Here is a 25,504-nt window from a genome sequence, read left to right as displayed (position 1 = left end):
GCGGGTCACCGCCCCTGCCACTTCGGCGGGCGCTTGTCGGTGAACGCCGCGTGGAACTCGGCGTAGTCCTCACCGTGCATGAGCAGCGCCTGCGTGGCCGCGTCCATCTCGATGGCTCCGGCGAGGGGCATGTCCAGCTCCGCCGTCAGGAGCGCCTTCGTCTGCGCGTACGCGAGCGCCGGCCCCTCGGCGAGGCGCCGGCCGAGGGCGAGCGCGGCCTCGTCGGCCCGGCCCTCGTCGGTCAGCTCGCTGATCAGGCCGATGCGCTCGGCCTCGGGCGCGCGGACCGCGTCGCCGAGCATCAGGAGGCGGGTGGCGTGGCCGAGGCCGACGACGCGGGGCAGCAGATAGGCCGCGCCCATGTCGCCGCCGGACAGGCCGACCTTCGTGAACAGGAACGCGAAGCGGGCGCTCGGGTCGGCGACGCGGAAGTCGGAGGCGAGCGCCAGGACAGCGCCCGCGCCTGCCGCGACCCCGTGCACGGCGGCGATCACCGGGAACGGGGCCTCGCGCACGGCCCGTACGACCTGCCCGGTCATCCGGTTGAAGTCGAGGATCTGCGCGGTGTCCATGGAGAGCGTGGCGCCGATGATCTCGTCGACGTCGCCGCCCGAGCAGAAGCCGCGGCCCTCGCCGGTGAGGACGAGGGCGCGCACGGATTTCTCGCGGGACAGCTCGGCGAGGAGGTCGCGCAGGTCGGCGTAGGCGCCGAAGGTGAGCGCGTTGAGCTTCTCGGGGCGGGCGAGCGTGACGGTGGCGACGCCGCTCTCGTCCACGGCGTACGTCAGGTGCTGCCAGGAGTCGGTGCGGCGGGTGGAGCCGGTGAAGGGACTCATGCGGTGCCTCCGGCGGGTGGCGGGCGGGCGTGCCGAGGAGGGGGCGAGACCCGATGACCGTATCACCGCATCGTGACTTCCGTCACGAGTGCGCGATAACCGGAAAGGGTCGGACGTCCCGAGCTGCACCGACGGGAGCCTCTTTCGCCCCACGCCGTACCATTCATAAGGTTGAACGCAGGACAGTCCCCCTTGAGCCCGTTCCTCCGAGCCCGCCCCCGAGCCGCATAAGCGCCCTCCGCCCCCAGGATTCCGCCGTGACTCCCTTCTCCGGTCCCCCCACGCCCACGTCGTGGCGCATAGCCCTACCGCACACGGCCGCGGCCGTGCCGGTCGCGCGTGCCCTCGTGCGGACCGCGCTGTCCGACATCGAGTCACCGGCCGCGGACGCGGACACGGCGGAGCTGCTGACGGCGGAGCTGGTGGCGAACGCGGTGGAGCACACGACCGGGGAGACGCCGATCGAGCTGGTCGTGGAGCTGCTGGACTCCGGCTGTCAGGTCGAGGTGCACGACACGGACCCGGCGCCGCCCACCGATCTCACCAACCCCGAGGACGAGGGGCCGCCCGACCCCTGGCAGGAGCACGGCCGGGGCCTGCTCCTCATCCGCACGCTCAGCTCGTCGTGCGGGCACCGCCCCACCGATTCCGGCAAGGCGGTGTGGTTCACTCTTCCTACCGCGGTGCCGGCGCAGCGTCCGGCGTCCGAGGCGTAGCCCCGCCGCCACCACCGTCACCGTCGCCGTCGCCGAGCCGCGAGTTGCGGCGGCCGTACAGCGCGTACACGAGCGCGCCCACGACGAGGAACACCGCGAACTGGACCCAGGTCGTCCAGCCCGTGCCCCAGATCAGATAGAGGCAGAAGCCGACGCCAAGGATCGGGCTGACCGGGTACAGCGGCACCCGGAACGAGCGCTGCAGACCGGGGTGCGAGCGGCGCAGCGCGATCACCGCGATGTTCACGACAACCATGGTGGCGAGCGTGCCGATGGTCGTCAGGTTGACGACGGCGTCGAGCGAGGAGAACGCGGCCGGGATCGCGAAGACGGTCGCGACGATCCACGTGTTGGCGACCGGCGTGTGCGTCTTCGGGGAGACCCGCTCGAAGACCCGCGGGATCAGTCCGTCGCGGGACATCGACATCAGGATCCGGGTCTGCCCGTACATCACCGCGAGCACGACCGAGGCGATGGCGACGACCGCGCCGAAGGCGATGACTCCCCCGCCGACGGTCGACCCGGTGACCTGGTCGACGACGAGGGAGAGCGCGGCCGGCTTGTCCCCTACGGCGTCCGCGCCGAGCGCGCCGATGGCGGCGACGGCCACGGCGACGTAGAGCAGCGTGACGATGCCGATGCAGATCAGGATCGCGAGCGGGATGTTGCGCCGCGGGTTCTTGACCTCTTCGCCGGCCGTGGTGACCGCGTCGAAGCCGATGTACGAGAAGAAGGCGAGCGAGGCGCCGGAGGTGACACCGGCCATGCCGTCCTTCAGGAACGGGGTCAGGTTGCCGGCCTCGAAGGCGGAGTAGGCGATCGCGCAGAACACGATCAGGATGCCGATCTTGAGCACGGCCATCGCGGCGGTCGCCCCCGCGCTCTCCCTGATCCCGCGCACCAGCAGGGTCGCGGCCATCACCATGACGAGCACGGCGGGCAGGTTGATCACGCCACCGTCGGCGGGCCCGGCGGACAGGGCCTCGGGCAGCTGCCGGCCGAAGACGCTGTCGAGCAGCTCGTTCAGATACTGGCTCCAGCCGACCGCCACGGCCGACACCGAGACGCCGTACTCCAGGAGCAGGCACCAGCCCACGAGGAACGCGACGCGCTCGCCGAGGGTCGCGTAGGCGAAGGAGTACGAGGATCCGGAGACCGGGATCGCGCTGCCCAGCTCGGCGAAGGAGAACGCCGTGAAGATGCAGGTGATCGCGGCGAGGACGAAGGAGAGGATGACGGCGGGGCCGGCCTCGGCGACCGTGTCGGACAGGCCGACGAAGATGCCGGTGCCGACGATCGCGCCGACGCCGAAGCACACGAGCTGGAAAAGCCCCATGGTGCGCTTGAGGCCGTGGCCTTCGAGGTCGGCGCCCGATTCGGCGATGAGGGATTCGGGCGACTTGATGCGCAGGCCGGAGGGGGTCGGCGACATGGGGTGGTGCTCTTTTCTGGTGTGCGGTGCGGCGGGGTGGGCCGCTTGCCGGTGGGGTCGGAGAGGGTGTTCCGGCCCCACCAGTTTGAACGGTTACTCAGTGAATGTGCGGTTTGTCGCTACCGGCCGAGCGTCGCGACCATGACGGCCTTGATGGTATGCATCCGGTTCTCCGCCTCGTCGAAGACGACGGAGTGCTCCGACTCGAAGACCTCGTCGGTGACCTCGAGGGACTCCAGGCCGTACTTGGCGTGGATCTCGCGGCCGACCTTGGTGCCCAGGTCGTGGAAGGCGGGGAGGCAGTGCAGGAACTTCACGTCCGCGTTCCCCGTGGCGCGCAGCACGTCCATCGTCACCGCGTACGGCGCGAGCGCCTTGATCCGCTCGTCCCAGATCTCCTCCGGCTCGCCCATCGACACCCATACGTCGGTGACCACGAAGTCGGCGCCTGCGACGCCCTCCTCGACGGTCTCGGTGAGCGTGATGCGGGCGCCGCTGGTGGCGGCCAGCTCGCGGGCCTTGGCGACGATCTCCTCGGCCGGCCAGTAGGCCTTCGGCGCGACGATCCGGACGTCCATGCCGAGCAGGGCACCGGTGACGAGGTACGAGTTCCCCATGTTGAACCGGGCGTCGCCGAGGTAGGCGAAGGACATCTCGGTGAGCGGCTTGGCGCTGTGCTCGGTCATCGTGAGCACGTCGGCGAGCATCTGCGTGGGGTGCCAGTCGTCGGTCAGGCCGTTGTAGACCGGCACGCCCGCGTACTCGGCGAGCGTCTCCACGATGGCCTGCTCGTCGCCCCGGAACTCGATGGCGTCGAACATCCGGCCGAGCACGCGGGCGGTGTCCTTACTCGACTCCTTCTTGCCGATGTGCGAGCCGGCCGGGTCGATGTACGTCGTCGACGCGCCCTGGTCGGCGGCCGCGACCTCGAAGGAGCAGCGCGTACGCGTGGACGCCTTCTCGAAGATTAGCGCCACGTTCCTGCCCTTGAGGTGCTGCGCCTCGGTCCCCGCCTTCTTGGCCGCCTTCAGCTCCGCGGCCAGGTCGACCAGGCCTCGGAACTCCTCGGCGGTGAAATCCAGCTCCTTGAGGAAGTGGCGGCCGGTGAGGTTCATTCGGGGGCTCCTGCGCATGACTCGGGGACGGGGTCGGGACAGTGGAAGTCTATACGATACTCCACATTTATATTCATGGATCGAGTGAACAATCGGCTCAGCGTGGGGTGACGGCATCCCGCTCGACCGGGCAGCTCATGCAGCGCGGGCCGCCGCGCCCCCGCCCCAGCTCGCTGCCCGGGATCTCGATGACCTCGATCCCCTGCTTGCGCAGGAACGTGTTCGTCGTGGCGTTCCGCTCGTACGCGACGACGACGCCCGGCTCGACGGCGAGCACATTGCAGCCGTCGTCCCACTGCTCGCGCTCGGCGGCGTGCACGTCCTGCGTCGCGGTCAGCACCCGGATCCCGGAGAGCCCGAGCGCGGCGGCGATCGCCCGGTGCATGTGCTCGGGCGGATGGTCGGTGACCTTCAACTCCGCGCCGGACGAGCCCGGTTCGATGGTGTACGAGCGCAGCATGCCGAGCCCCGCGTACTGCGTGAACGTATCGCCGTCGACCATCGTCATGACCGTGTCGAGATGCATGAAGGCGCGTCTCTTCGGCATGTCGAGGGCGACGATGGTGCGCGCCGAGCCCGCCGCGAACAGCTTGTGCGCGAGCATCTCCACGGCCTGCGGCGTGGTCCGCTCGCTCATCCCGATGAGGACGGCGCCCTGCCCGATGACGAGCACGTCGCCACCCTCGATGGTCGACGGATAGTCCGCCTGCCCCTCCGACCAGACGTGGAAGCCGTCCTGCGCGTCCCGGAACAGCGGGTGGTGCCGGTAGATCGCCTCGAAGTGGACGGTCTCGCGCTGCCGGGCAGGCCAGCGCATCGCGTTGATGGACACCCCGTCGTAGATCCAGGCCGAGGTGTCGCGGGTGAACAGGTGGTTGGGCAGCGGGCCGAGCAGGAAGTCGTCGAGCTCCATGACGTGGAAGCGCACGGAGGTCGGCTCCGGGTGCGCCGCCAGGAACTCGCGCTTCGTCATCCCACCGATGAGCGCCTCGGCGAGCTCCGTGGACGGCAGCGTCTCGAAGGCCTCCCGCAGATGGCCCGTGGCCAGCGGGCCGTACTCCTTCTCGTCGAAGACGCGGTCCAGGACGAGGGCGCGGGCGGCGTCGATGTCCAGGGCCTCGGTGAGCAGGTCGCCGAAGAGGTGCACGTCGACGCCCCGGTCTCGCAGGACGTCGGCGAACCCGTCGTGCTCCTGGCGGGCCCGGCGGACCCACAGCACGTCGTCGAAGAGCAACTGGTCCTTGTTGCTGGGCGTGAGCCGCTTCAGCTCCAGATCGGGTCGATGCAGGATGACTCGGCGCAGGCGGCCGGCCTCGGAGTCGACGTGGAATCCCATGCCCCCATCCTTACCCGCCGCACCGCGCTTGCCCCCTGGGGCTCCGCCCCAGACCCCGCGGCCTCTCGTCCCAGAGCGGGGCTCAATATGCCGAACCGTGGCATCGCGTCACAGCCGAGGGTCGACCGGCTCCGATTCCAGCGCCAACACCGCGAACACCGCCTCGTGCACCCGCCACAACGGCTCCCCCTCCGCGAGCCGGTCCAGGGCCTCCAGGCCCAACCCGTACTCACGGATCGCCAACGACCGCTTGTGCCCGAGGAACCGCTGCCGCAGCTTCGCCAGATTCTCCGGCCGCGTGTACTCCGGCCCGTAAATGATCCGGAGGTACTCGCGCCCACGGCACTTCACCCCCGGCTGCACGAGCCGCCCCTTGGCGTCCCGCAACAGCGCCCCGACCGGCTTGACGACCATGCCCTCGCCGCCCCGCCCGGTCATCTCCAGCCACCAGTCGACCCCGGCCCGCACCGACTCGGCGTCCCCCGTGTCGACGTACAGCCGCCGCGTCGTCCGCAACAGCCCCGTCGTGTCGTGCGCGACGACCCGGTCGATCAGCGCGAGCTGCTCGTCGTGCGGCAGCCCGGCGAGCGAACGTCCCCGCGCGGCCAGGATCTGGAACGGCGCGAGCCGCACCCCGTCGAGCCCGTCCGTGCTCCAGCAGTAGCGCCGGTACGCGTCCGTGAACGCGGCGGCGTCGGCCGCCCGGCCCCGCTGACGCTCCAGCAGATCGCCCACGTCGACGCCCCGCCCGGCCGCCGCCTCCAGCACCCCGAGCGCGCTCGGGAACACGGCACCGGACGCCGCGCCCACCGCCGCGTACTGCGCCCGCAGCAGCCCGGACGCCTTGAGCGACCACGGCATCAACTCGGCGTCGAACAGCACCCAGTCAGTCTCCAGTTCCTCCCAGAGGCCCGCGGCGGTGACGGCGTCCCGCACCCGTCCGATGACCGCCTCGGCGGTCTCCGTGTCGTCGAAGAACGGCCGCCCGGTGCGCGTGTAGACCGAACCCGTGACCGGCCCACCGCTCTCCTCCGAGACCCCGAAGCGCTCCCGCGCCGCCTCTGCGTCCCGGCACACCAGCACCACGGCCCGCGAACCCATGTGCTTCTCCTCGCACACGACCCGCTCCACACCGTCGGCCGCGTACTGGGCGAACGCCTCGGCCGGGTGCTCCAGGTAGCCGTCCTGCGAGGACGTCGCGGTCGGCGCCATCGTCGGCGGCAGGTACGGCACCAGCCGCGGGTCGACCGCGAACCGGCTCATGACCTCCAGCGCCGCCGCCGCGTTCTCCTCGCGCACGGTGACCCGGCCGGTGTGCCGCGTCTCCACGCTCCGGCGGCCGTGCACATCGGCGAGGTCCAGCGGCCGTCCCTCGTGCCCGCCCGGCGCCTCGGTCGCGAGCGGCCTGGTCGGCTCGTACCAGACCTGCTCGGCCGGTACGTCGACCAGCTCGCGCTCGGGCCAGCGCAGCGCGGTGAGCTTCCCGCCGAACACGGCGCCGGTGTCGAGGCAGATGGTGTTGTTGAGCCACGTAGCGGTCGGCACCGGGGTGTGGCCGTAGACCACGGCCGCCTGGCCGCGGTACTCCTCCGCCCACGGGTAGCGCACCGGCAGCCCGAACTCGTCGGTCTCGCCGGTCGTGTCCCCGTACAGCGCGTGCGAACGGACCCGCCCCGACGTGCGGCCGTGGTACTTCTCGGGCAGCCCTGCGTGACACACGACGAGCTTCCCGCCGTCGAGCACGTAGTGGCTGACCAGCCCCTCGACGAAGGTGCGCACCTCGGCGCGGAACTCCTCGCTCTCCCCGCCCAGCTGCTCGACCGTCTCGGCGAGGCCGTGCGTGTGCCGCACGTTGCGCCCCTTCAGCCAGCGCCCCAGCTTGTTCTCGTGGTTGCCCGGCACGCACAGTGCCGTACCGGCCTTCACCATGCCCATCACGCGGCGCAGCACGCCGGGTGTGTCGGGGCCGCGGTCGACGAGGTCGCCGACGAACACGGCGGTCCGGCCCTCGGGGTGCTCCCCGTCCACGTAACCCAACTTGCCGAGCAGCGCCTCGAGTTCGCTCGCGCATCCGTGGATGTCGCCGATGATGTCGAACGGTCCTGTGAGGTGCGTCAGGTCGTTGAACCGCTTCTCGCGCACGACGCTCGCGCCCTCGACCTGCTCGACGCCGCGCAGCACGTGCACCTTGCGGAAGCCCTCGCGCTCCAAGTGCTTGAGGGAGCGGCGCAGTTCGCGGGTGTGCCGGGTGATGACGCGGCGCGGCATGTCGGCGCGGTCGGTCCGCCCGGCGTTCCGCGCGGCACACACGTCCTCCGGCACGTCGAGCACGATGGCGATGGGCAGCACGTCGTACTTCCGCGCCAGGTCGACCAGTTGACGGCGGGCGTCCTGCTGAACGTTGGTCGCGTCGACGACCGTCAGACGCCCGGCCGCGAGCCGCTTGCCCGCGATGTAGTGCAGCACGTCGAAGGCGTCACGGCTGGCGCCCTGGTCGTTCTCGTCGTCGGCCACCAGGCCGCGGCAGAAGTCGCTGGAGATCACCTCGGTCGGCTTGAAGTGGGCGCGCGCGAACGTGGACTTGCCCGAGCCGGACGCGCCGACCAGCACGACGAGAGCGAGGTCGGTGACGGGCAGCACGCGCCCTGTGGTGTCGGTGGTGGTCATACGGCCTTCGCCCCCTTCTCGTTCCCGGCTGTGGTCACTGCGGTGTCTGTCGTGTCTGCGGTCTTGGTCGTCGTGAACACCGCCATCTGCGTGGGCGGCCCCACCTCCGGGTCGTCGTCCCCCACCGGCACGTACCGCACGGCGTATCCGTGCCGCGCCGCGACCCGCTCCGCCCAGTCGCGGAACTCGGCCCGCGTCCACTCGAACCGGTGGTCCCCGTGCCGGGCGTGCCCGTCGGGCAGGGACTCCCAGCGGACGTTGTACTCGACGTTCGGCGTGGTCACGACGACCGTCCGGGGCCGCGCCGCACCGAACACCGCGTACTCCAGGGCGGGCAGCCGCGGCAGGTCGAGGTGCTCGATGACCTCGCTGAGCACCGCGGCGTCGTACCCCTTGAGCCGCTTGTCGGTGTACGCGAGCGAGCCCTGAAGGAGCTGTACGCGGGAGGCCTGCCGCTCGCCCATCCGCTCCAGCTTGAGCCGCCGGGACGCGACGGTGAGCGCACGCATCGACACGTCGACGCCCACGATCTCGGTGAACCGCACGTCCTTCAGCAACTCCTGTACCAACTGGCCCTGCCCACAGCCCAGATCGAGCACCCGGGCGGCGCCGGACTCCCGGAGCGCGGCGAGGACCGCCTCCCGGCGCCGCACCGCCAGCGGTACGGGACGCTCCTCGGTGTCGCTCTCCTCGTCCACGGCGTTGTCGATCTCGTCGATGTCCGTGTCGTCGGCGTCCGCCAACCGGGCCAGTTCCAGGCGTTCCATGGCCTGCCGGGTCAGCGACCAGCGCCGCGACAGATACCGGCCGACGATCAACTTCTGCTCGGGGTGCTCGGGCAGCCAGCCGTCCCCCGCGCGCAGCAGCTTGTCGACCTCGTCGGCCGAGACCCAGTAGTGCTTGGCGTCGTCGAGTACCGGCAGCAGCACATACAGGTGCCGCAGCGCGTGCGCGAGCCGCAACTCGCCCTCAAGGACGAGCCGCACATAGCGCGAGTCACCCCACTCCGGGAACTGCTCGTCCAGCGGAACGGCCGTCACCTCGACCGTCCACCCCAGCGGCTCGAACAGCTCCCGTACGAGGTCGGGCCCGCCGCGCGCCGGCAGCGCGGGCACCTCGATGCGCAGCGGCAACGCCTGCTCGGCGCGCTCCGGGCGGGCCTTGCACACACCGCGCAGCGCGCTGGAGAACACGTTGCTCAACGCGACGGCCAGCAGCGACGACGCGGCGTACGGCCGGTCGTTGACGTACTGCGCGAGCGCCGCGTCGGGCGCACCGCCCCGCCCCTTGCCTCTGCCCCGCCGGGCCAGCGCCACGGGGTCCACTTCCAGCAGCAGCGCGGCCGTGCACCGCTCGTCGCCGGCCTCGGGGTAGAGGACGTGCGCGGTGCCGTGCGCCGTGCTGAAGGCCTGGGCGTTCGCTGGATGCTTGTGCAGCAGAAAGCCCAGGTCGGTGGCCGGATTCGCGGCATTGCCAGTGGTCGAGATCGTCAGAAGCACACGGCCGAGTATGGCTCCGACCCCGCGCTCCCCACCATGGGTTTTCGCCCGCTCGACGGTGCCCGCATCATCGAAGCGCGCGCCCCTGACCTGCATGATGGGTTCATGGATCTTCGCGTATTCACCGAACCGCAGCAGGGTGCGACCTACGAGACGCTGCTCCGCGTCGCCAAGGCCGCCGAGGACTTGAACTATGGAGCCTTTTTTCGGTCGGACCACTACCTCCACATGGGCTCCGTCGACGGCCTGCCGGGGCCCACGGACGCCTGGACGACGCTCGCCGGCCTCGCCCGGGAAACGAGCCGGATCCGGCTCGGCACGCTGATGACGGCCGGCACCTTCCGGCTCCCCGGCGTGCTCGCCATCCAGGTCGCTCAGGTCGACCAGATGTCCGGCGGCCGCGTCGAGCTGGGGCTCGGCTCCGGCTGGTACGAGGAGGAGCACTCCGCGTACGGCATCCCGTTCCCGAAGGAGAAGTTCGGCCGCCTCGAGGAGCAGCTCGCCATCGTGACGGGCCTGTGGGAGACGCCGGTCGGGCAGCGCTTCAACTACGACGGAACCTTCTACCAGTTGAAGGACTCCCCCGCCCTGCCCAAGCCCACCCAGCCGCGCGTCCCGATCCTCATCGGCGGCCACGGCGCCAAGAAGACCCCGGCGCTCGCCGCGAAGTACGCCACCGAGTTCAACATCCCCTTCGCCTCGATCGCCGACACGGAGCAGCAGTTCAAGCGCGTGAAGGCCGCGGCCGGTGAGCACGGTCGCGCCCAGGACGCGCTCACCTACTCCAACGCCCTCATCGTCTGCGTCGGCCGCACCGACGCGGAGGTCAAGCGCCGCGCCGACGCCATCGGCCGCGACGTCGACGAGCTCAAGGCCAACGGTCTCGCCGGCTCCCCCGCCGAGGTCGTCGAACGCCTCGCCGCATACCAGTCCGTGGGCTCCCAACGGATGTACCTCCAGATGCTCGACCTCGACGACCTGGACCACTTGGAACTGATCGCCTCCGAGGTGGCGACACAACTGAGCTGAGCGGGCGCGCCGCTCCTTCGGCCCCGTCGCCACGGTCGGGTGAAATTGCGTCAACCCGGTGCGTGGTGGCGGGGGCGCCCAGTGACCCGGCCCCGGTCGTGATCGTTGACTCGGGCGGAGCCGGACCGCCCGGCACCCGCGCCGGCGGTCGCTGCCGGGCGCCACGATTGCGTCAACTGCCTTCCCGCGAGGGAGGGCGAGGGCCGAGGAGGCCGCCATGTCCCAGGAAGCCGTGCCCGATGAGGCCGTGCACGACACGTCCACGCCGGAGCAGGAAGGCGCACCCAAGGGTCTGCTGCAGCAGATGGAAGAGCTGATGGCCGCGCTCAACGCCGACCTGACGCAGCTCGACGCCGACCTCCAACAGCCGCCCAGGACTTCGCCCCCGGCCGGCGAGGACGTCTGAGCGGGACGCTCGCCGCGCCGGCGCCCGCCACGTCGGGCGCCCGCTACGTCAGGCGTCCGCTACGTCAGGCGTCCGCCGCATCACCTCGGGTCGGCGCCAGGGCCGGGCCCGCCCGGGCCCTGGGTCGCCGGTCTCAGGCCGCCGAGTCCGAGTCCGGTTCCGGTGCGGGCTCCCGGTCGGCGAGGGGCAGCGCGCGGCAGCCCTCCGGGAGCCGCCGCAATATCTCGAGGATTCTGTCCCTCGACTCATCTGCCGCGTCGATCGCCTCCATGCACTGCCAATAGGCCCCTTCCTCGAACGACTCGCTCGCCACCCCGACGAGGGCGATGCCCACGTCACCGAGCAGTACGCCGAGATCCATCAACGCCCGGTGCACATCGCCCAGTTCGGTCAGCTGGGCCGCCCGTATTCCGCCGGCCCCCACGATCGGCGTCGCCGAACCCCCGCTGCCGCGCGCCCCCGCCTCGCTCAGTCCCAGCGCCTCGCCTCGTAACTCCGGCGGCCCCTGCATCGCGAGGCGACTCCCTATCGCCTGCGCCAAAGCCTGTGCCTGCCACGCCTCCCTCATGATGTCCCGCGGGTCCTGGCTCTCCGCCAGGGCCCGTCGGCCGACCCCGATGAGCCGCACCGCATCCATCGCGTCCCCGTCCGTCTCCCGCCCGAACTCCTTCGTCCACTACTAAGAGTGAAGGTATGAGCGGCGAAAAGCCAGGGGAAGCCCGAAATCTGTGGACACAACGTTCAATGTGGATAAGTCGATGACTCCGGAGAGTGACAATCGGTGTCTCGGTGGGCAGTTGGCGGAGCCGGGGCGTCCGCTCTATCCGGCGTCCTCGCCCCGCACCGGGAACCGCCGCTCGTTGCGGTCGATCTTCGCCGACAGTGCGGCCAGCGCGTCGATGCCCAGCACCTCGCACAGTTGCAGCAGATACGCGAGGACGTCGGCGACCTCGTCCTCGACGCGGTGGGCCGATTCCGGGTCCGCCATCACGCGGGTCGACTGCTCGGGGGTCAACCACTGGAAGATCTCGACCAGTTCGGACGCCTCGACGCTCAGCGCGGCCGCCAGGTTCTTCGGTGTGTGGAAGGGCTGCCAGTCGCGGGCGACCGCGAACCGGGCGAGGCGCGCCTGCAGGGTGGCAACGTCGAGCGGTCGGCCTTCTTCACGGTCGTCGCCGGCACGGCAGGCTTCTTCGCTGTCATCCGCGCGGCGGGATTCTTCACGTTCCTCGTTCATCGACCCAGGTCTACCATCGCCGCCCCCTCCGCCCGCGCTCCCCTCTCCGCCGCGGAGCCCTCGCCCACCGCGGCGACGAGCCGGATGTGGCCGCGGGCGCACATACGGGCGGCCAGCGCGGTGAGTTCGGCGCACTGGGCGCGGTCGAGGCCCCGGTCGAAGCCGTCCGCGAGGACGGTCAGGCTCTGGTACGCCTCCGGGACCTCGGCCGCCGCGTCGACGGCGAGCACCCGGGGCCCGGTGAGCAGGACCAGCGCGAGGGCGAGGTACCTCAACTCGCCGTCCGCGAGCCGCTCGACGGGGCTGGTGACCCCGCCACCACGATCCACGACGGCGCGCACGGACCCATTGGGCGCGGTCTCGGCCCGTACGTCGGTCACCGGTCCCACGAGGCCCGCGCGGGCCGCCGCGACGAGCAGCGCGTGCCGGGTCCCGCACTCAGCTCCGGTGCGGCGCAGTACGGCGGCGAGGTTGTCGCAGCCGCCGTGCAGCCGGTCGGCCGCCGCGGGGGCCGGGGTCCGCATCCGCGTGGGGTCGGGGTCGCAGGCGAAGGTGGAGCGCAGGCCGACGACGACCTGTTCGGCCGCGGCGAGCACCTTGCGCTGCCCTTCGGTTCGGCCCGCGACGCGCAGCGGGAGCATGGCCGTGCCGAGCAGGTCGTCGGGGAGCGGTCCGCGGGTCACGGGCACCGAGCCCGCGGTGTGCCAGGCGGCCTGGACGTCGCGACGGCCGGGGTCGCGCAGGGCGGTCTGGAGGTAGGTGATGTCGGGTCCGGTCAACCGCTCGCCGACGACGCGGAGTTCGGGTTCGGCCTGAACGGCCAGGTCGAGTCGTACGGGTCCCATCGGGCCTTCGACGGTGCAGCCGATGTGGAATCCGCGGCGGCGTTCGGCGTCGGGGCGTGCGCGTTCGGGAACGTAGGCGTGGGGATCGGGGAACACGTCCGCGAGGTGTGCACCGCCGCCGAGTCCGGCGAGCGCCGCGAAGGCGCGCAGCGCGCTGGTCTTGCCGCTGCCGCTGGGGCCGGACAGGGCGGTGAAGGGGCCGAGGGGGACGATGGTGCCGCGGTGCCGGGCGAAGGCGGCGAGCCTGAGCCGGGTCACGCGGGGGCGGTCTGGGGACGCGCCGGGGAGCGGGGGTGCGTCGCGCCGGGGCACGGTCATGGGTTGAACGTAGGGGTCCGTTCCGCGCAGAACCGTTTGCGCGGAGCGGCCTTCCTACGATCGGGGGACTATGCCCCTCGGGCTTGCCCCGGCGGTGACCCTGCGGTCAACCGGCGTTACGGCCTCGGGGCTCCGCCCCGGACCCCGCGCCTCAATCGCCGGCGGGGCTAACTGTGGCTCGGCTACGAGACCGCGCCCTGCACCAAGCCCTGAACCTCCGTACCGGGAGGTGCCAGCAGGAAGACGTTGCGGTCGACGCGGTGCATGCCGCAGCCGAGGCCCATGACGACGCCGCTGCTGAAGTCCAGGACGCGCTTGGCGACTTCGGTCTCGGCGCCGGTGAGGTCGAGCAGTACCGGGATGCCGGACATGACGGTCTCGGCGACCTCGCGGGCGTCGCCGAAGACGTTGACCCGCAGGACGACGAAGCGGCGGCGCGGTTCGGTCTCCGCTTCCGGCATCGCCCGGTGGTCGACCGCGGACGGCCACTCGTTGCGGCTGCGCAGCGGCACGACCTGGGCGAGACCTTCCCACTGTTCGTCGGTGACGTCGTGGCTGTTCAGTTCCCCCACCCCGTTTGGGCTCGCACTCTTGTCTGTACGGCCCAATTCTTACGTCATGTAACCCGTTCGGCCCAACACCGACACGGTCCGGGACCCGTGCGTCCGGTCACACTTGGTCACCGGAGCGCGCCAGCCAGCGCCCGGCGTGCCGGGTGACCTCGATGGGGCGGCCGAAGCAGGAGGTCATCAGGTCCTTGGTCAGCACCTCGTCCACGGCGCCACGGGCGAGAACGCGGCCCTCGCGCAGCAGGAGGGCGTGGCTGATGGCCGGGGAGAGCTCTTCGAGGTGGTGGGTGACGGTCACCGTCGCCAACTCGGGGCGGGCTTCCGCGATGTGACGCATCGTGTCGATGAGGTCCTCGCGCGAGGGCAGGTCGAGCGCGTTGAACGGCTCGTCGAGCAGAAGCAGCGCCGGGTCCGCCATGAGGGCACGGGCGATGAGGAGCCGGGCGCGCTGACCGCCGGAGCACACCCCGTACGGACGGTCGGCGAGCTCCTTGATCTGGAGCTCGGCGAGCAGCGCGTGGGCCCGCTCGCGCACCTCGTCGTCGTACGACTTCCAGAGCGGCTGGACGGTGCCGCTGTGACCGGTGAGGACGACGGTGTGCCCCGGCAGGTCCTGGGGGACGCGCTGCGAGGTCGAGACGTGGCCGATGAGGGCACGTAGTTCGCGGACGTCGACGCGACCGAGCCGGTGACCGAGGACCTCGACGCTGCCGGTGGTGGGGTGATTCGTGGCCCCGACGAGCCGCAGGATACTGGTCTTGCCGGCGCCGTTCGGACCGAGCAGGGCCCAGTGCTCGCCGGAGCGCACGGTCCAGTCGATGCCGTCGAGGATGACCTGGCCGGTGGTGTAGCGGCGCATACTGACGCCGTCGAGGGCCGCCACCACGTGGCCGTCGCTCCGGTTCCCGTCCGTCCCGTTCATGGCGCCTCCCGATTCGTCGTGCGTGCGACGGAGACTAGCTGTAGGTGGCATTTATCCGGGCGGGCGTCCGAGTCGTGGACCGGTCCGGGTCGTCCGGGGTCCACCGACCGGTGGACCCCGAGTTCCACCGGTCCCCGCTGTCCGTGCCCGCACCCCCGCGACCAGCATGGACGTCATGACCAACTACCCCGTACGTATGGCTCGTTGGAGTGCCGGGCACCCGTGGAGGGCGATCGCCGGCTGGTTCTTGTTTGTCGTTCTGTGTCTCGGTGCCGGGATCGCCGTGGGTGGCAACGCCGCTACGTCCGCCGATTTCGGTGTCGGTGAGGCGGGGCGCGGTGAGGCGATCGCTCGTGAGGGTGGGCTCGCGCAGCGGCCCGTCGAGCGGGTGCTGATCGAGGAGCGCGGCGCCGGGCGGCTGGCGCGGGCGACAGGTGGCGCCGTCGCCGAGGATGTCGTCGACCGGATGCGGGGGCTGCCCGAGGTGCGGTCCGTGGCCGAGCCCGTGTGGTCGAAGGACGGCCGGGCGGTGCGCGTCGACATCACCATGAAGGGCGCCGAACTCGACGGGAAGAAGCACGTCAATCCGCTGCGGGCGCAGACCGCCGAGGTGCAGAAGGCGCATCCCGGGCTGCGGGTCGAGGAGACCGGCGGGCCGTCCATCAGTCAGGGCGTCGACAAGCTGCGCGGCAGCGACCTCTCCCGTACGGAGATGATCGCGCTGCCCATCACGCTGCTCACGCTGCTGCTGGTGTTCCGGTCGGTGGCGATGGCGACCGTACCGCTGCTGCTCGCGCTGTCCGCGATCGTCGCGTCGATCGGCCTGTCGATGCTCGCCTCGCACGTCTTCCCCGACGCGGGGGTCGGCACGAACATCATTCTGCTGATCGGGCTCGCCGTCGGCGTCGACTACACGTTGTTCTATCTGAAGCGGGAGAGGGAGGAACGGGCCGGTTCGGAGGGCCAGTTGGACTCGCGGGCACTCGTGGAGATCGCTGCCGCCACCTCCGGGCGCGCGGTCGTACTGTCCGGGCTCGCGGTCGCCGTCTCCAGCGCCACGCTCTATCTCGCCGACGACGTGATCTTCTCCTCGATCGCGACGGCCGCGATCCTGGTGACACTGGTCGCCGTGGTCAGCTCGCTGACGGTGCTGCCCGCGCTGCTCGTGAAGATCGGGGCGCGCGCCGAGCGTCGCGCCGCACGCAAGCCACGTAAGTCGCGTAAGGCGGGGGTGCAGAAGTCCGTGCGGCACAACGCCCTGTTGCGGCTCACCGCCCGTCGTCCCGGTGCCGTTCTCATCGTCGCGGTTCTCGCGATGCTGGCCCTCGCGGCTCCGCTGCTCGGCCTGAAGCTGACCGACATGGGCCGTGAGACGCACTCGCGGCAGACGCAGTCGATGCCCACCTTCGACCGGTTGAACGCGGCGTTCCCCGAGGTCAAGGCCTCGCATCAGGTTCTCGTACGGGCCGACGCCGGGCGCGCCGACGAGGTGGCCGGGGCGCTGCGCTCGCTCGCCGCGGACGCCAAGGACGACCCCGGCCTGAACGGCACGTACACCCTGCGCGGCTCCGCCGACCACCGCGTCACCTCGCTCGAACTGCCCGTCCCCCACTACGTGAGCACCGAGCCGGCGCAGGAGTCGTTGCAGCGGCTGCGGGCGGAGTATCTGCCCGCAGCCGTGAGCGAGTTGGGCGGGGGCGTCGATGTCGCGGTCAGTGGTGACGTGGCGCGTTACGCCGACTATCCCGCGCATCAGAAGGAGAAGCTGCCGCTGATCATCGGAGCGCTGCTGCTCGTGACGTTCGCGATGACGGTGTGGGCATTCCGGTCCGTGGTGCTCGGGTTCGTCGGGGTCGCGCTGAATCTGTTGTCGGCGGCCGCCTCGCTCGGCGTACTCACGCTTACGTTCCAAGGGAGTTGGGCCGAGCAGCTGCTGGACTTCCAGTCGACGGGATCGATCGGGTCGCGGGTGCCGCTGTTCCTCTTCGTGATCCTCTTCGGGCTCTCCATGGACTACCAGGTGTTCGTGATCAGCCGGATCAAGGAGGCCGCGGAGCGCGGGGTGCCGACGCGTCAGGCGGTGCTCGACGGGGTCGGCAGCTCGGCCGGGGTGGTGACCAGCGCGGCGTTCGTGATGGTGACCGTGTTCGCCAGCTTCGTTTCGCTGCACTTCATCGAGATGAAGCAGATCGGGTTCAGCCTGGCCGTGGCGGTGCTCCTGGACGCCTTCGTCATCCGGGTGCTGATCCTGCCCGCCCTCATGTTGCTGCTGGGCGAACGGAGTTGGTGGCCCTCGCGCGGCCCGCTGCGGGCCGGAAAGTCCACGGCCGAGCGCCCGCTGGCGAACGTAGGCTGATCGTCGTGGACAGCAGCCGAGCGCCTCTCCTCGCGCCGCGGCAGACGGCCGCCGTGCCCGTACCGCACCGCTGGAACGCCGTGCTGTGGGTGCTGTGCGGCCTGGTACCGCCCGCCCTCGCGGTGGCGGACACCCCGCCCGGGACGAAGTACCCGACGTTCGTGCTGCTGTCCGCCATGACCTGCGCGTACGCGGCGGTGGCCATGTTCCCCGGGCGGGAGCTGCTGCGGCCGACCGCCTACCTCTCACTGCTCGCCGCCGGGGTCGGCGCGGTGGCGTACACGATGGGCAGCGGGGCCGCCCTGTTCATCGTGTCGCTGCCGCACTTCTGGATCTACGCGTCCGGGCCCGGCGCCGCCCTCGCCCTCAGCGGTGCGGCGGCCGCGCTCACCGTCGGCGGCACCATCGCCGGACGCGATCCGGGCACTCAACTCGTCGGCGGGAACGTCGTGTTCACTCTCGCCGGGTACGCCGCCGGGTCCACGGTCGGCCTCCTCGTGCACCGGATCACCCAGCAGGGCGAGGCGCGCACCCAGCGGCTGTCCGATGAACTCGCAGACACGCAAGCGGCGTTGGCGGAAGCGCATCGTAAGCAGGGCGCCACGGACGAGCGGGAGCGGATGGCCCGCGAGATCCACGACACGCTCGCGCAGGGCTTCGCCTCGATCATCGTCCTCGCGGAAGCGGCCCGCGCCGGCCTCCCACCCGAATCGGCGCGCTCAGCGCAGCAGTTGACGTCGATCGAGCACACGGCGCGGGAGAACCTGGCGGAGGCGCGGGCCCTGGTCGGCGCCACTCCACCACCGGGCGGCGCCGCGCAGGGCCCGGTGGCGGGCACGCTGCGCCGTATCCTCGACCGGTTCGCGCAGGACACCGGGATCACGGTGGACGCCGATCTGGCCGAGGTCGACTGCGACCAGCAGACCCGTATCGCGCTGCTGCGCTGCACCCAGGAGTCGCTCGCCAACGTCCGTAAGCACGCCGCCGCTTCGACCGTCGCCGTGGTGCTGGAGCAGGGCGCGTACGGCATCGACCTGGAGGTCACCGACGACGGACGCGGTTTCGATGTCGCCACGGCGCGCGGCTTCGGCCTCGACGGCATGCGCAAGCGGCTCGCCGAGCTCGGCGGCGAACTGACCGTCACCAGCTCACCGGGCGACGGCACCCGCGTCCTGGCCCAACTGCCCGGCACCCGGACCGAAGAGGAGCAAGCATGAGTGACGCGGCGAAGCTGAGGGTCGTCGTGGTCGACGACCACACCGTGATGCGGGCCGGCGTCGTCGCCCTGCTCGCGCCGGAGCCCGGGATCGAGGTCGTCGGCGAGGCGGACGACGGCCGGTCCGGCGTGGCGCTCGTCGAGGAACTGCGCCCCGATGTGGCGCTGCTCGACCTGCGGATGCCGGGGCTCGACGGGGTGGCGGCGACCGAGCGGATCGTCGCGGGCCCGAGCCGTACCCGCGTCCTGATCCTGACGACGTACGACACGGACACCGAGATCGAACGGGCGGTGGAGGCCGGGGCGATCGGCTACCTGCTCAAAGACACCACGCGCGAGCAGCTCGTCGACGCGATCCGCTCGGCGGCGCGCGGCGAGACGGTGCTGGCCCCACGCGTGGCACAGAAGCTCGTGGCGAAGCTGCGCCGACCGACGCAGACGGCGCTGACCGCGCGCGAGGTTGACGTCCTGACGGCGGTCGCGGACGGCCTGTCCAACCCCGACATCGCGAAGCGCCTCGTGATCGGCGAGGCGACCGTGAAGACACATCTACTCCGCATCTTCGCGAAGTTGGACGTGAGCGACCGGACGCGGGCGGTGGTCGTGGCGATGGAGCGCGGGGTGCTGTAGGCCGGTCGCGCCCCGTAAAAGTAGAGCCGTGCACGACCGTTGACACTCCCACTGATCAAGTGATCTATTCACTTTATGAGTTACGCCGATCAACCCTCGCTGTCCGAGCGCCTCGCGGACGACATAGTCGAGATCATCCGCACCGAGCGGCTCTCCCCCGGCGACGCCCTGGCCTCCTCGCGCGAACTGGCCAAGCGGTTCGAGGTGACGACGCCGACCGTGCGGGAGGCGCTGCGGCGCCTGGAGGCCATGCAGGTCGTGGAGTTCCGGCACGGTTCGGGTACGTACGTCGGGCCCGGTGTCGAGCGGCGGCTGCTCGCCAATCCGCACCGCCCGCGCACCTCCCGGCGGTCCGTCCTCGAACTCGTCGAGGCGCGCCTCGTCGTCGAACCGGCGGTCGCGGCCGAGGCTGCCCGTATCCGACTCCCGCAGGGCATCGAGCAGTTGGAGCACGCGGCGGCCAACGCCCTGTTCCCGCCCGAGGAGTCGCTGCGCCGCTCCGTGCACTTCCATGTGGCGCTCGCGACGGCCAGCGGGAACGCGCTCCTGAAGGAGACCGTCGAGGCGCTGCTCCAGGTCCGCGCCCGCGACCAGGTCGAGATCCGGCACCGCTACAACGACCGGGAGCGCGACCACGCCGAGCATCTGGAGATCGTCGAGGCGGTACGGGACGGTGACGCGGCGGCGGCCGAGCGGATCACCCGGGAGCACCTGACCGCGATCCGGGACACCGTCCTCACCGCCGAGTTCCCCGACGGGGGTGAGCTGGCGTGAACCCCGAACAACCGCTGCGGCTGGCCGAGTTGACGACCGAGGAGGCCGCCGAGGCCGTCACCAGCGCCCCCGTCGTCATCATCCCCGCCGGCGCCTACGAACAGCACGGCCCGGGCATGCCCATCGCCACGGACACCATCCGCGCCGACCGGATCGCCGACCTCGTCGGGGCCCGGCTCGCCGGACGCGTGGTGATCGGCCCGCCGCTCCCGGTCGGCGTCTCTCCGCACCACATGGCGTTCGCCGGGACGGTGACGCTGACGACGACCACGTTCGCCGCGGTCGTGCGCGAGTACGTGGAGAGCCTGCGGCGGCACGGCTGGCGACGGTTCCTGGTGCTGACCGGGCACGGCGGCAACAACGCGACGCTCACCACGGTGGCGCAGGACCTGCTCGTCTCCCACCCCGACGTGCGGTTCGCCTGGACACCGGTGACTTCGCTCGCGTCCGGCGTCGTGGCGGAGATGGGGGTGAGCGAGGTCAGCGGGCACAGCGGCGAGGCGGAGACCGCCCAAATGCTGCACCTGGCACCGGACTTGGTGCACCGTGACCGCCTGAAGCCGGGCTCGGTCGCCCTCGAAGGACTCAAGCCAGAGGCCCGCCTCGCCCGCACCTTCTCGCAGCCGACACTGACCCTGCCGTACGACGAACTGAGCGCCAACGGAGTGCTCGGCGACCCGACGTCGGTCACGGCCGAGGACGGGCAGGCCATCGTGGCCGCCGCCGTCGACCGTGTGACCGCGTTCGTCGAGGAGTGGCTCGACCTGTAAGTCCCTACCTGTAAGTCCCTACCTGTAATTCCCTACCTGTAAGCCCCTCCCCCCAACAACCCTCATTTGGAGCCGCACATGAAGGGTCTGCTTCGGCGTGCCTGCGTACTGGCCGCCGCACTCGTCGCCGTACCGTTCGCCCCGGCCCAAGCCGCCCCGGCCGTCCACCCCACCGCGCACCCCACGGGCTGCGGCACCCCCGCCCCGCAACAACCCGGCACCAGCGCCCCGCACACCATCACCAGCGGCGGCCGCGAACGCACGTACCAACTGCACCTCCCCAACGGCTATACACCGGACCGCAGTTGGCCGCTGATCGTCGCCTACCACGGGCGCGGCAACACCGGAGCCGGCACCGAGGCGTTCTCCCGCCTCTCCACGCTGCCCGCGATCGTCGCCTACCCGAACGGCGTCGTCGGCACCGGCGACGGGGAGCGGCAGGCCTGGCAGGGCGCCCCGTACGCGGCGGCCGATGTGGACGACGTCGCGTTCACCGGGGATCTCCTCGACTCCCTCGAAGGCTCGCTGTGCGTGAACGAGCGGCGGGTGTACGCCACCGGGAAGTCCAACGGCGCCGGGTTCACCGGCCTGCTCGCCTGTCGGATGTCCGACCGGTTCGCGGCGATCGCGCCGGTCGCCGGGGCCTTCTACCCCGGCACCCGCGAGGGCGGCTGCGACCCGCAGCGCCCGATGCCCGTCCTCGACTTCCACGGCACCGGCGACACCACCATCCCGTACGCCGGTGACACCGACCGCGGGCTGCCCGCCATCCAGGACTGGGTGCGCGAGTGGGCCGACCGGGACGGCTGCCGCACCCGGGCGCCCGACGAGGTCACCGAGCCCGACATCACGACGTCCCGGTGGACCGGCTGCGCGGACGGCGCGGAGGTGACACACGTCGCGGTCACCGACGGCGGACACACCTGGCCGGGCGCCGACGGCTACAGCGGCGGCGGCTACACCACGCAGACGATCCAGGCCCACAAGGTGATGTGGGCGTTCTTCAGGAACTACGAACTCCCAACCCATCAGCGCTAGTTGGAGCCGCAGCCATGACCGTACAAAGAGAGGCACCACCGCACGACGAAGCAGCCGGGCGCCTGCCCTTCGTCATCCGCGCCCTCGGCGTCGTCGAGCGGGCGGGGAACAGGTTGCCGCACCCGTTCTGGCTGTTCTGGATCCTGTCGGCGGTGCTCGCCGTCGTCAGCGCCGTGCTCGCCGGGTTCGACGTGTCCGTGGTGTCGCCCGCCGACCACAAGACGGTCGCCGTGCAGAACCTGCTCAGCGGCGACGGGCTCGCCATGGCGGTGTCGACGATGGTGTCGAACTTCGCCGAGTTCCCGCCGATGGCGACGATTTTGGTCGTCATCATGGGCGTCGCCGTCGCCGAGCGCAGCGGATTCCTGTCCGCCGCGATGAAGGTCGGGGTCGCGCGGGTGCCCGCGTCGTGGGTGGTGTTCGCCGTCGCGTTCGCCGGGACGGTCGCGCACGTCGCGTCGGCCGCCGCGTACATCATCCTGGTGCCGCTCGGCGGGCTCGCCTTCCGCGCCGTGGGCCGCTCCCCGATCCTCGGCATCGTCGTGGCGTACACGTCGATCGCCTCCGGCTACGACGCGAGCCCGGTGCCCACGCCGAACGACGCGATCTTCGCGGGCATCACGACGGCCGCCGCGAAGATCGCGGGCGGCGACGACGCGTACGTGTCACCGCTGTCCAACTGGTTCTTCAACATCGCGTCCTCCCTGCTCCTCGCCACCGTCATCACACTGGTCACCCGCTGGGTCCTGGCCAAGCGGCCGGACCTCGACCCGGACCCCGACGCGGACGTCGAGGACCTGGGCACGCTGGACCTCAGCGAGCGTGAACGCTCCGCGCTGCGAAGGGCGTTGCTCGCGCTCGGCGGCGGTCTGGTGCTGGTCGTGGCGGCGCTCGCGCCCACGTCCTCTCCGCTGCGCGGGGACGGCGGCAGCATCGTCGAGTCGCCGTTCATCGACGGCATCGCGGCGGTCGTGGCCGTCCTGTTCGCGCTCACCGGCATCGTGTACGGGGCGCGCTCGGGGTCGATCGCGAAGCCCGGCGACGTACCGAAGCTGATGGCGGCGGGCGTCAAGCAGATGGCACCGGTGCTGGTCCTCTTCTTCGCCATCGCCCAGTTCCTCGCCTACTTCGACTGGACGCACATCGGCGACGTACTGGCGGTGCGGGCGGCCGAGCTCCTGGAGCACAGCGGGATGCCGATCGTCGTGGTGTTCCTGCTGATCCTGCTCCTGCTGACCGTCGTGAACGTGATGGTGACCAGCGGCTCCGCGATGTGGGCGCTGGCCGCGCCCGTCCTCGTACCGATGCTGATGCTGGCGCACGTGCCGGCCGAGACGACGCAGGCGCTGTTCCGCATCGCCGACTCCGGGTCGACCGCGATCACACCGATGAGCCCGTACTTCGTGATGGCCCTCGGCTTCCTCCAGCGCTACCGCAAGGACGCGGGCATCGGCACGCTCGCCGCGTACACGCTGCCGCTCGCGATCGCGATGACGGCGGCGTGGACGCTGCTGTTCCTCGCGTGGTGGGCGCTGGGGATCCCGCTCGGGCCGGGGGCTCCGGTGCGCTGATGGGTGACCCCTGGCCTACGCCCACGCCCGCAGCACCGGCGACCGCTCCTCCACGGCCTGCGCCGCGTCCAGCAGCCCGTCCTCCGTGAACCGGCCGCCCACCAACTGCACGCCCATCGGCACCCCGTCGTGCGCGGCCACCGGGACGGTGACGGCCGGGAAGCCGAGGATCGGCACCGACGTCATCGGCCACATCGCTGGGAAGAGCTCCAGGGCGCGGGCCTCCTCGCCGAGGTCGGCGTCCTGCTCGAAGGGCGGCTCCGCGCACACCGGAGTGAGCAACAGGCGGTCGGCACCCAGAAGTTGCTGGAGCCGGGTGACGAGTGTGCCGCGCCGGCCCCAGCCGTCGATGTACGTCTCCAGGTCGGGGCGCCCGCCCCACACGGCGGCGGACGCCGCGAAGTGCCGCGCGAGCGCGGTGCGGATGGCGTCGTCGCCGATCCGCTCGACGACCCGGAGCAGCGGACGGGTGTCCTCGGTGAGCAGGAGCAGCCACAGCCGGGCGGCCTCGGCGAGCAGCGGTTCGGCCGCGACCTCGTCGACCTCGTACCCCGCGTCGGCGAGGCGGGCGGCCGCGGCGTCGAGGGCGGTGTCGACGGCCGGGTGGTTCTTCGCGCCGTCGTTGCCGCGGACGACCGTCACCCGCGTCGGGGCGGGGCCCCTGGGCGGCAGCGCCGGGACGCCGTAGGGGTCGCGCGGGTCGGGCACGCTCATGGCGTGCAGGGCGAGCCGGGCGTCCGCCACGGTCCTGGCGAGCGGCCCCTGCACCGCGCAGGCCTGCACGGTGGGCGGGAAGTCGAGCGGCACCCGCCCCTCGGGGGTGTCGGCGTACGCGGGCGGCGCCCAGCCCGAGATCCGACCCACGGTGGGCCGCATCCCGACGACTCCGCAGCAGGCCGCGGGGAAGCGGATCGATCCGCCGATGTCGTTGCCCTGCGCCAGCGGCGTCATCCCGGCCGCGATCCCGGCGGCCGCTCCCCCGCTGGAGCCGCCGGGCGTGCGCGCGGTGTCCCACGGGTTGAGGGTCCGCCCGTGCAGGTCGTTCGCGGAGAACCAACGCAGGGAGAACGCGGGGACGTTGCTGCGTCCGAGCGGTATCGCTCCGGCGCGGCGCAGCGCGGTGACGCAGGCCGCGTCCTCGTCGGCGACGTTCCCGGCGAGGGCCGTCACGCCGTTCGTGGTGGCGTGGCCGCGCTGCTCGGTGTTGACCTTGATGGAGACGGGGACGCCGTGCAGCGGACTGAGTTCGGCGCCCTCGGCGACAGCGGCGTCGGCCTGCCGGGCGGCGGTGATCGCCTCGTCGCGGCGGACCTCCACCAGCGCGTTGACCTTGGGGTTCGTCTCCTCGATGCGGTCGAGGCAGGACGTGACGACCTCGTAGGACGACACCTCCCCGCCGCGTACGGCTTCGGCGATCTCGGCGGCGGAACGCTGCCACCACTCGGTGTTCTGGCCGGGACTTCCCATGGAGCACCTCTTCCGGTTCCAGCTGCACTACCCGGTGATACAACGGCGTTTTATTTCGCGCACAGACTGATCCCAGGTAGGCGGGGATGTCAACCCCCGCTCCGGCGGGCCGAGTTCAGGACCCGGACTCCCGCAACCGGTCGACGACCGCCAGGATGGCCCGCTCACCGCGCTCCGCGGGCCAGCTCTCGGCGTCCTCCAGCGTCGCCAGCCAGTAGCCGCGCAGGACCAGGTGGAGGATGTCGCCGCTCAACTCCGCGTCGGGAAGGCCCGCTTCGGCGACCAGCTCGCCGAGCCCCTTGTAGTCGCTGCGCGCGCTGGCCACGCGCGCCTCGTCGATCCCGGTACCGGGACCCGCGCCGGCGATCTCCATCATCAGCCGGCGCAGCACCTCGTCGTCCTGCTCGGTGGTGCACATCCAGCGGACGGCGGCGCGCAGCTTCTCCTCGCCCTCGACGCCTTCGATGGCCCGCTCCAACTCGCGGGTCCAGTCGGCCTCCGCGCGGCGCAGCGCGTTGATCATCAGGGCGGCGCGACTGGAGACGTAGTTGGTCACCATCGCGGTGGAGCCGCCGAGTTGCTGGGCCACGGCCCGGATCGTCACGGAGCGCACACCCCGGTCCTTGGCGACCTGAATGGTGGCGGTCGCGATCTCGTCGAGCCGCCTCTCCTCATCTACCTCGATCGGCATGTCGCCGACCTTAACGCAATGGGTTGACCGCGTTCACACGGAGCTGCAATGTTGTCATACAACG

General features: G+C 71.4%; 23 protein-coding genes. 10 read left to right on the top strand and 13 right to left on the bottom strand.

The genetic code is table 11. The features are described from left to right. Positions 1–5: 5 nt before the first annotated feature. Entirely contained in the window at positions 6–836 is an 831-nt protein-coding gene (locus tag ACYSUO_RS22755) for an enoyl-CoA hydratase family protein (RefSeq protein WP_461778059.1), read from the bottom strand. Between the two features lie 257 nt (positions 837–1,093). Here ACYSUO_RS22755 and ACYSUO_RS22750 point away from each other — a divergent pair, with 257 nt between their 5' ends. Continuing rightward, complete coding sequence (locus tag ACYSUO_RS22750) at positions 1,094–1,552, top strand: ATP-binding protein (protein WP_461778058.1); 459 nt, start codon at positions 1,094–1,096, stop codon at positions 1,550–1,552. On the opposite strand, the gene ACYSUO_RS22745 is transcribed toward ACYSUO_RS22750, so the two are convergent. The 5 genes from ACYSUO_RS22745 to ACYSUO_RS22725 form a co-directional block, all read right to left on the bottom strand. Beyond that, positions 1,512–2,984 carry an amino acid permease gene (locus ACYSUO_RS22745; protein WP_461778057.1) on the bottom strand — a complete coding sequence of 491 codons (1,473 nt, stop codon included), beginning with the start codon at positions 2,982–2,984 and terminating at the stop codon, positions 1,512–1,514. The two genes, ACYSUO_RS22750 and ACYSUO_RS22745, sit on opposite strands and share 41 nt — an antisense overlap. Before the next feature lie 119 nt (positions 2,985–3,103). After that, entirely contained in the window at positions 3,104–4,099 is a 996-nt protein-coding gene (gene argF / locus ACYSUO_RS22740) for an ornithine carbamoyltransferase (protein ID WP_461778056.1), read from the bottom strand. A gap of 97 nt (positions 4,100–4,196) precedes the next feature. Further along, a complete protein-coding gene (locus ACYSUO_RS22735) occupies positions 4,197–5,435 on the bottom strand; it encodes an arginine deiminase (protein ID WP_461778055.1) in 1,239 nt (412 codons plus the stop codon). 108 nt (positions 5,436–5,543) lie between these two features. Continuing rightward, a complete protein-coding gene (locus tag ACYSUO_RS22730; protein ID WP_461778054.1) occupies positions 5,544–8,102 on the bottom strand; it encodes a polynucleotide kinase-phosphatase in 2,559 nt (852 codons plus the stop codon). Next, positions 8,099–9,601: a 3' terminal RNA ribose 2'-O-methyltransferase Hen1 gene (locus tag ACYSUO_RS22725; RefSeq protein WP_461778053.1), complete on the bottom strand. Its 1,503-nt coding sequence runs from the start codon at positions 9,599–9,601 to the stop codon at positions 8,099–8,101. The genes ACYSUO_RS22730 and ACYSUO_RS22725 overlap by 4 nt, the downstream gene beginning before the upstream one ends. A gap of 105 nt (positions 9,602–9,706) precedes the next feature. Here ACYSUO_RS22725 and ACYSUO_RS22720 point away from each other — a divergent pair, with 105 nt between their 5' ends. After that, the gene (locus ACYSUO_RS22720; RefSeq protein ID WP_461778051.1) at positions 9,707–10,630 is read left to right on the top strand and encodes an LLM class F420-dependent oxidoreductase; all 924 of its coding nucleotides are present in this window, start codon (positions 9,707–9,709) and stop codon (positions 10,628–10,630) included. 217 nt (positions 10,631–10,847) lie between these two features. Next, positions 10,848–11,036, top strand: a complete 189-nt coding sequence (locus ACYSUO_RS22715) for a hypothetical protein (protein ID WP_461778050.1) — start codon at positions 10,848–10,850, stop codon at positions 11,034–11,036. 133 nt (positions 11,037–11,169) lie between these two features. Here ACYSUO_RS22715 and ACYSUO_RS22710 read toward each other — a convergent pair whose 3' ends face one another. From ACYSUO_RS22710 to ACYSUO_RS22690, 5 genes are all read right to left on the bottom strand, one after another. Then, complete coding sequence (locus tag ACYSUO_RS22710) at positions 11,170–11,673, bottom strand: DUF6099 family protein (RefSeq protein WP_267068879.1); 504 nt, start codon at positions 11,671–11,673, stop codon at positions 11,170–11,172. A 183-nt stretch (positions 11,674–11,856) separates the two neighbouring features. Further along, positions 11,857–12,273, bottom strand: coding sequence for a nucleotide pyrophosphohydrolase (locus ACYSUO_RS22705; RefSeq protein WP_461778049.1), 417 nt, complete (start codon positions 12,271–12,273; stop codon positions 11,857–11,859). Next, entirely contained in the window at positions 12,270–13,436 is a 1,167-nt protein-coding gene (locus ACYSUO_RS22700) for an AAA family ATPase (protein ID WP_461778048.1), read from the bottom strand. The genes ACYSUO_RS22705 and ACYSUO_RS22700 overlap by 4 nt, the downstream gene beginning before the upstream one ends. 182 nt (positions 13,437–13,618) lie before the next feature. Continuing rightward, entirely contained in the window at positions 13,619–13,999 is a 381-nt protein-coding gene (locus ACYSUO_RS22695) for a cell division protein SepF (protein WP_422411687.1), read from the bottom strand. Positions 14,000–14,105: 106 nt separating this feature from the next. Then, positions 14,106–14,927, bottom strand: a complete 822-nt coding sequence (locus ACYSUO_RS22690) for an ABC transporter ATP-binding protein (protein WP_461778047.1) — start codon at positions 14,925–14,927, stop codon at positions 14,106–14,108. Between the two features lie 175 nt (positions 14,928–15,102). On the opposite strand from ACYSUO_RS22690, the gene ACYSUO_RS22685 reads away from it, so the two are divergent. From ACYSUO_RS22685 to ACYSUO_RS22655, 7 genes are all read left to right on the top strand, one after another. Next, positions 15,103–17,283: an MMPL family transporter gene (locus ACYSUO_RS22685; RefSeq protein ID WP_461778046.1), complete on the top strand. Its 2,181-nt coding sequence runs from the start codon at positions 15,103–15,105 to the stop codon at positions 17,281–17,283. Positions 17,284–17,288: 5 nt separating this feature from the next. Then, entirely contained in the window at positions 17,289–18,500 is a 1,212-nt protein-coding gene (locus ACYSUO_RS22680; RefSeq protein ID WP_461778045.1) for a sensor histidine kinase, read from the top strand. Next, on the top strand, positions 18,497–19,129 hold the full coding sequence (locus ACYSUO_RS22675; RefSeq protein WP_461778044.1) for a response regulator: 633 nt from the start codon (positions 18,497–18,499) through the stop codon (positions 19,127–19,129). The genes ACYSUO_RS22680 and ACYSUO_RS22675 overlap by 4 nt, the downstream gene beginning before the upstream one ends. 75 nt (positions 19,130–19,204) lie before the next feature. Further along, positions 19,205–19,903: a FadR/GntR family transcriptional regulator gene (locus ACYSUO_RS22670; protein ID WP_461778043.1), complete on the top strand. Its 699-nt coding sequence runs from the start codon at positions 19,205–19,207 to the stop codon at positions 19,901–19,903. Beyond that, on the top strand, positions 19,900–20,673 hold the full coding sequence (locus ACYSUO_RS22665; protein WP_461778042.1) for a creatininase family protein: 774 nt from the start codon (positions 19,900–19,902) through the stop codon (positions 20,671–20,673). Before ACYSUO_RS22670 ends, ACYSUO_RS22665 begins: the two co-directional genes overlap by 4 nt. Positions 20,674–20,751: 78 nt before the next feature. Beyond that, positions 20,752–21,711 carry a CE1 family esterase gene (locus tag ACYSUO_RS22660; RefSeq protein WP_461778041.1) on the top strand — a complete coding sequence of 320 codons (960 nt, stop codon included), beginning with the start codon at positions 20,752–20,754 and terminating at the stop codon, positions 21,709–21,711. Positions 21,712–21,725: 14 nt separating this feature from the next. Beyond that, on the top strand, positions 21,726–23,282 hold the full coding sequence (locus ACYSUO_RS22655) for an AbgT family transporter (RefSeq protein WP_461778040.1): 1,557 nt from the start codon (positions 21,726–21,728) through the stop codon (positions 23,280–23,282). 15 nt (positions 23,283–23,297) lie between these two features. Here the strand turns inward: ACYSUO_RS22655 and ACYSUO_RS22650 are convergent, their stop codons facing one another. Continuing rightward, complete coding sequence (locus ACYSUO_RS22650; protein ID WP_461778039.1) at positions 23,298–24,749, bottom strand: amidase; 1,452 nt, start codon at positions 24,747–24,749, stop codon at positions 23,298–23,300. A gap of 115 nt (positions 24,750–24,864) precedes the next feature. Beyond that, entirely contained in the window at positions 24,865–25,440 is a 576-nt protein-coding gene (locus ACYSUO_RS22645; RefSeq protein WP_461778038.1) for a TetR/AcrR family transcriptional regulator, read from the bottom strand. Positions 25,441–25,504: the final 64 nt, after the last annotated feature.

It is taken from the genome of Streptomyces sp. UC4497, from assembly GCF_054871485.1.
Note: the sequence above shows the minus strand (reverse complement) of the source record. Positions and strands in the feature narration are given on the sequence as shown.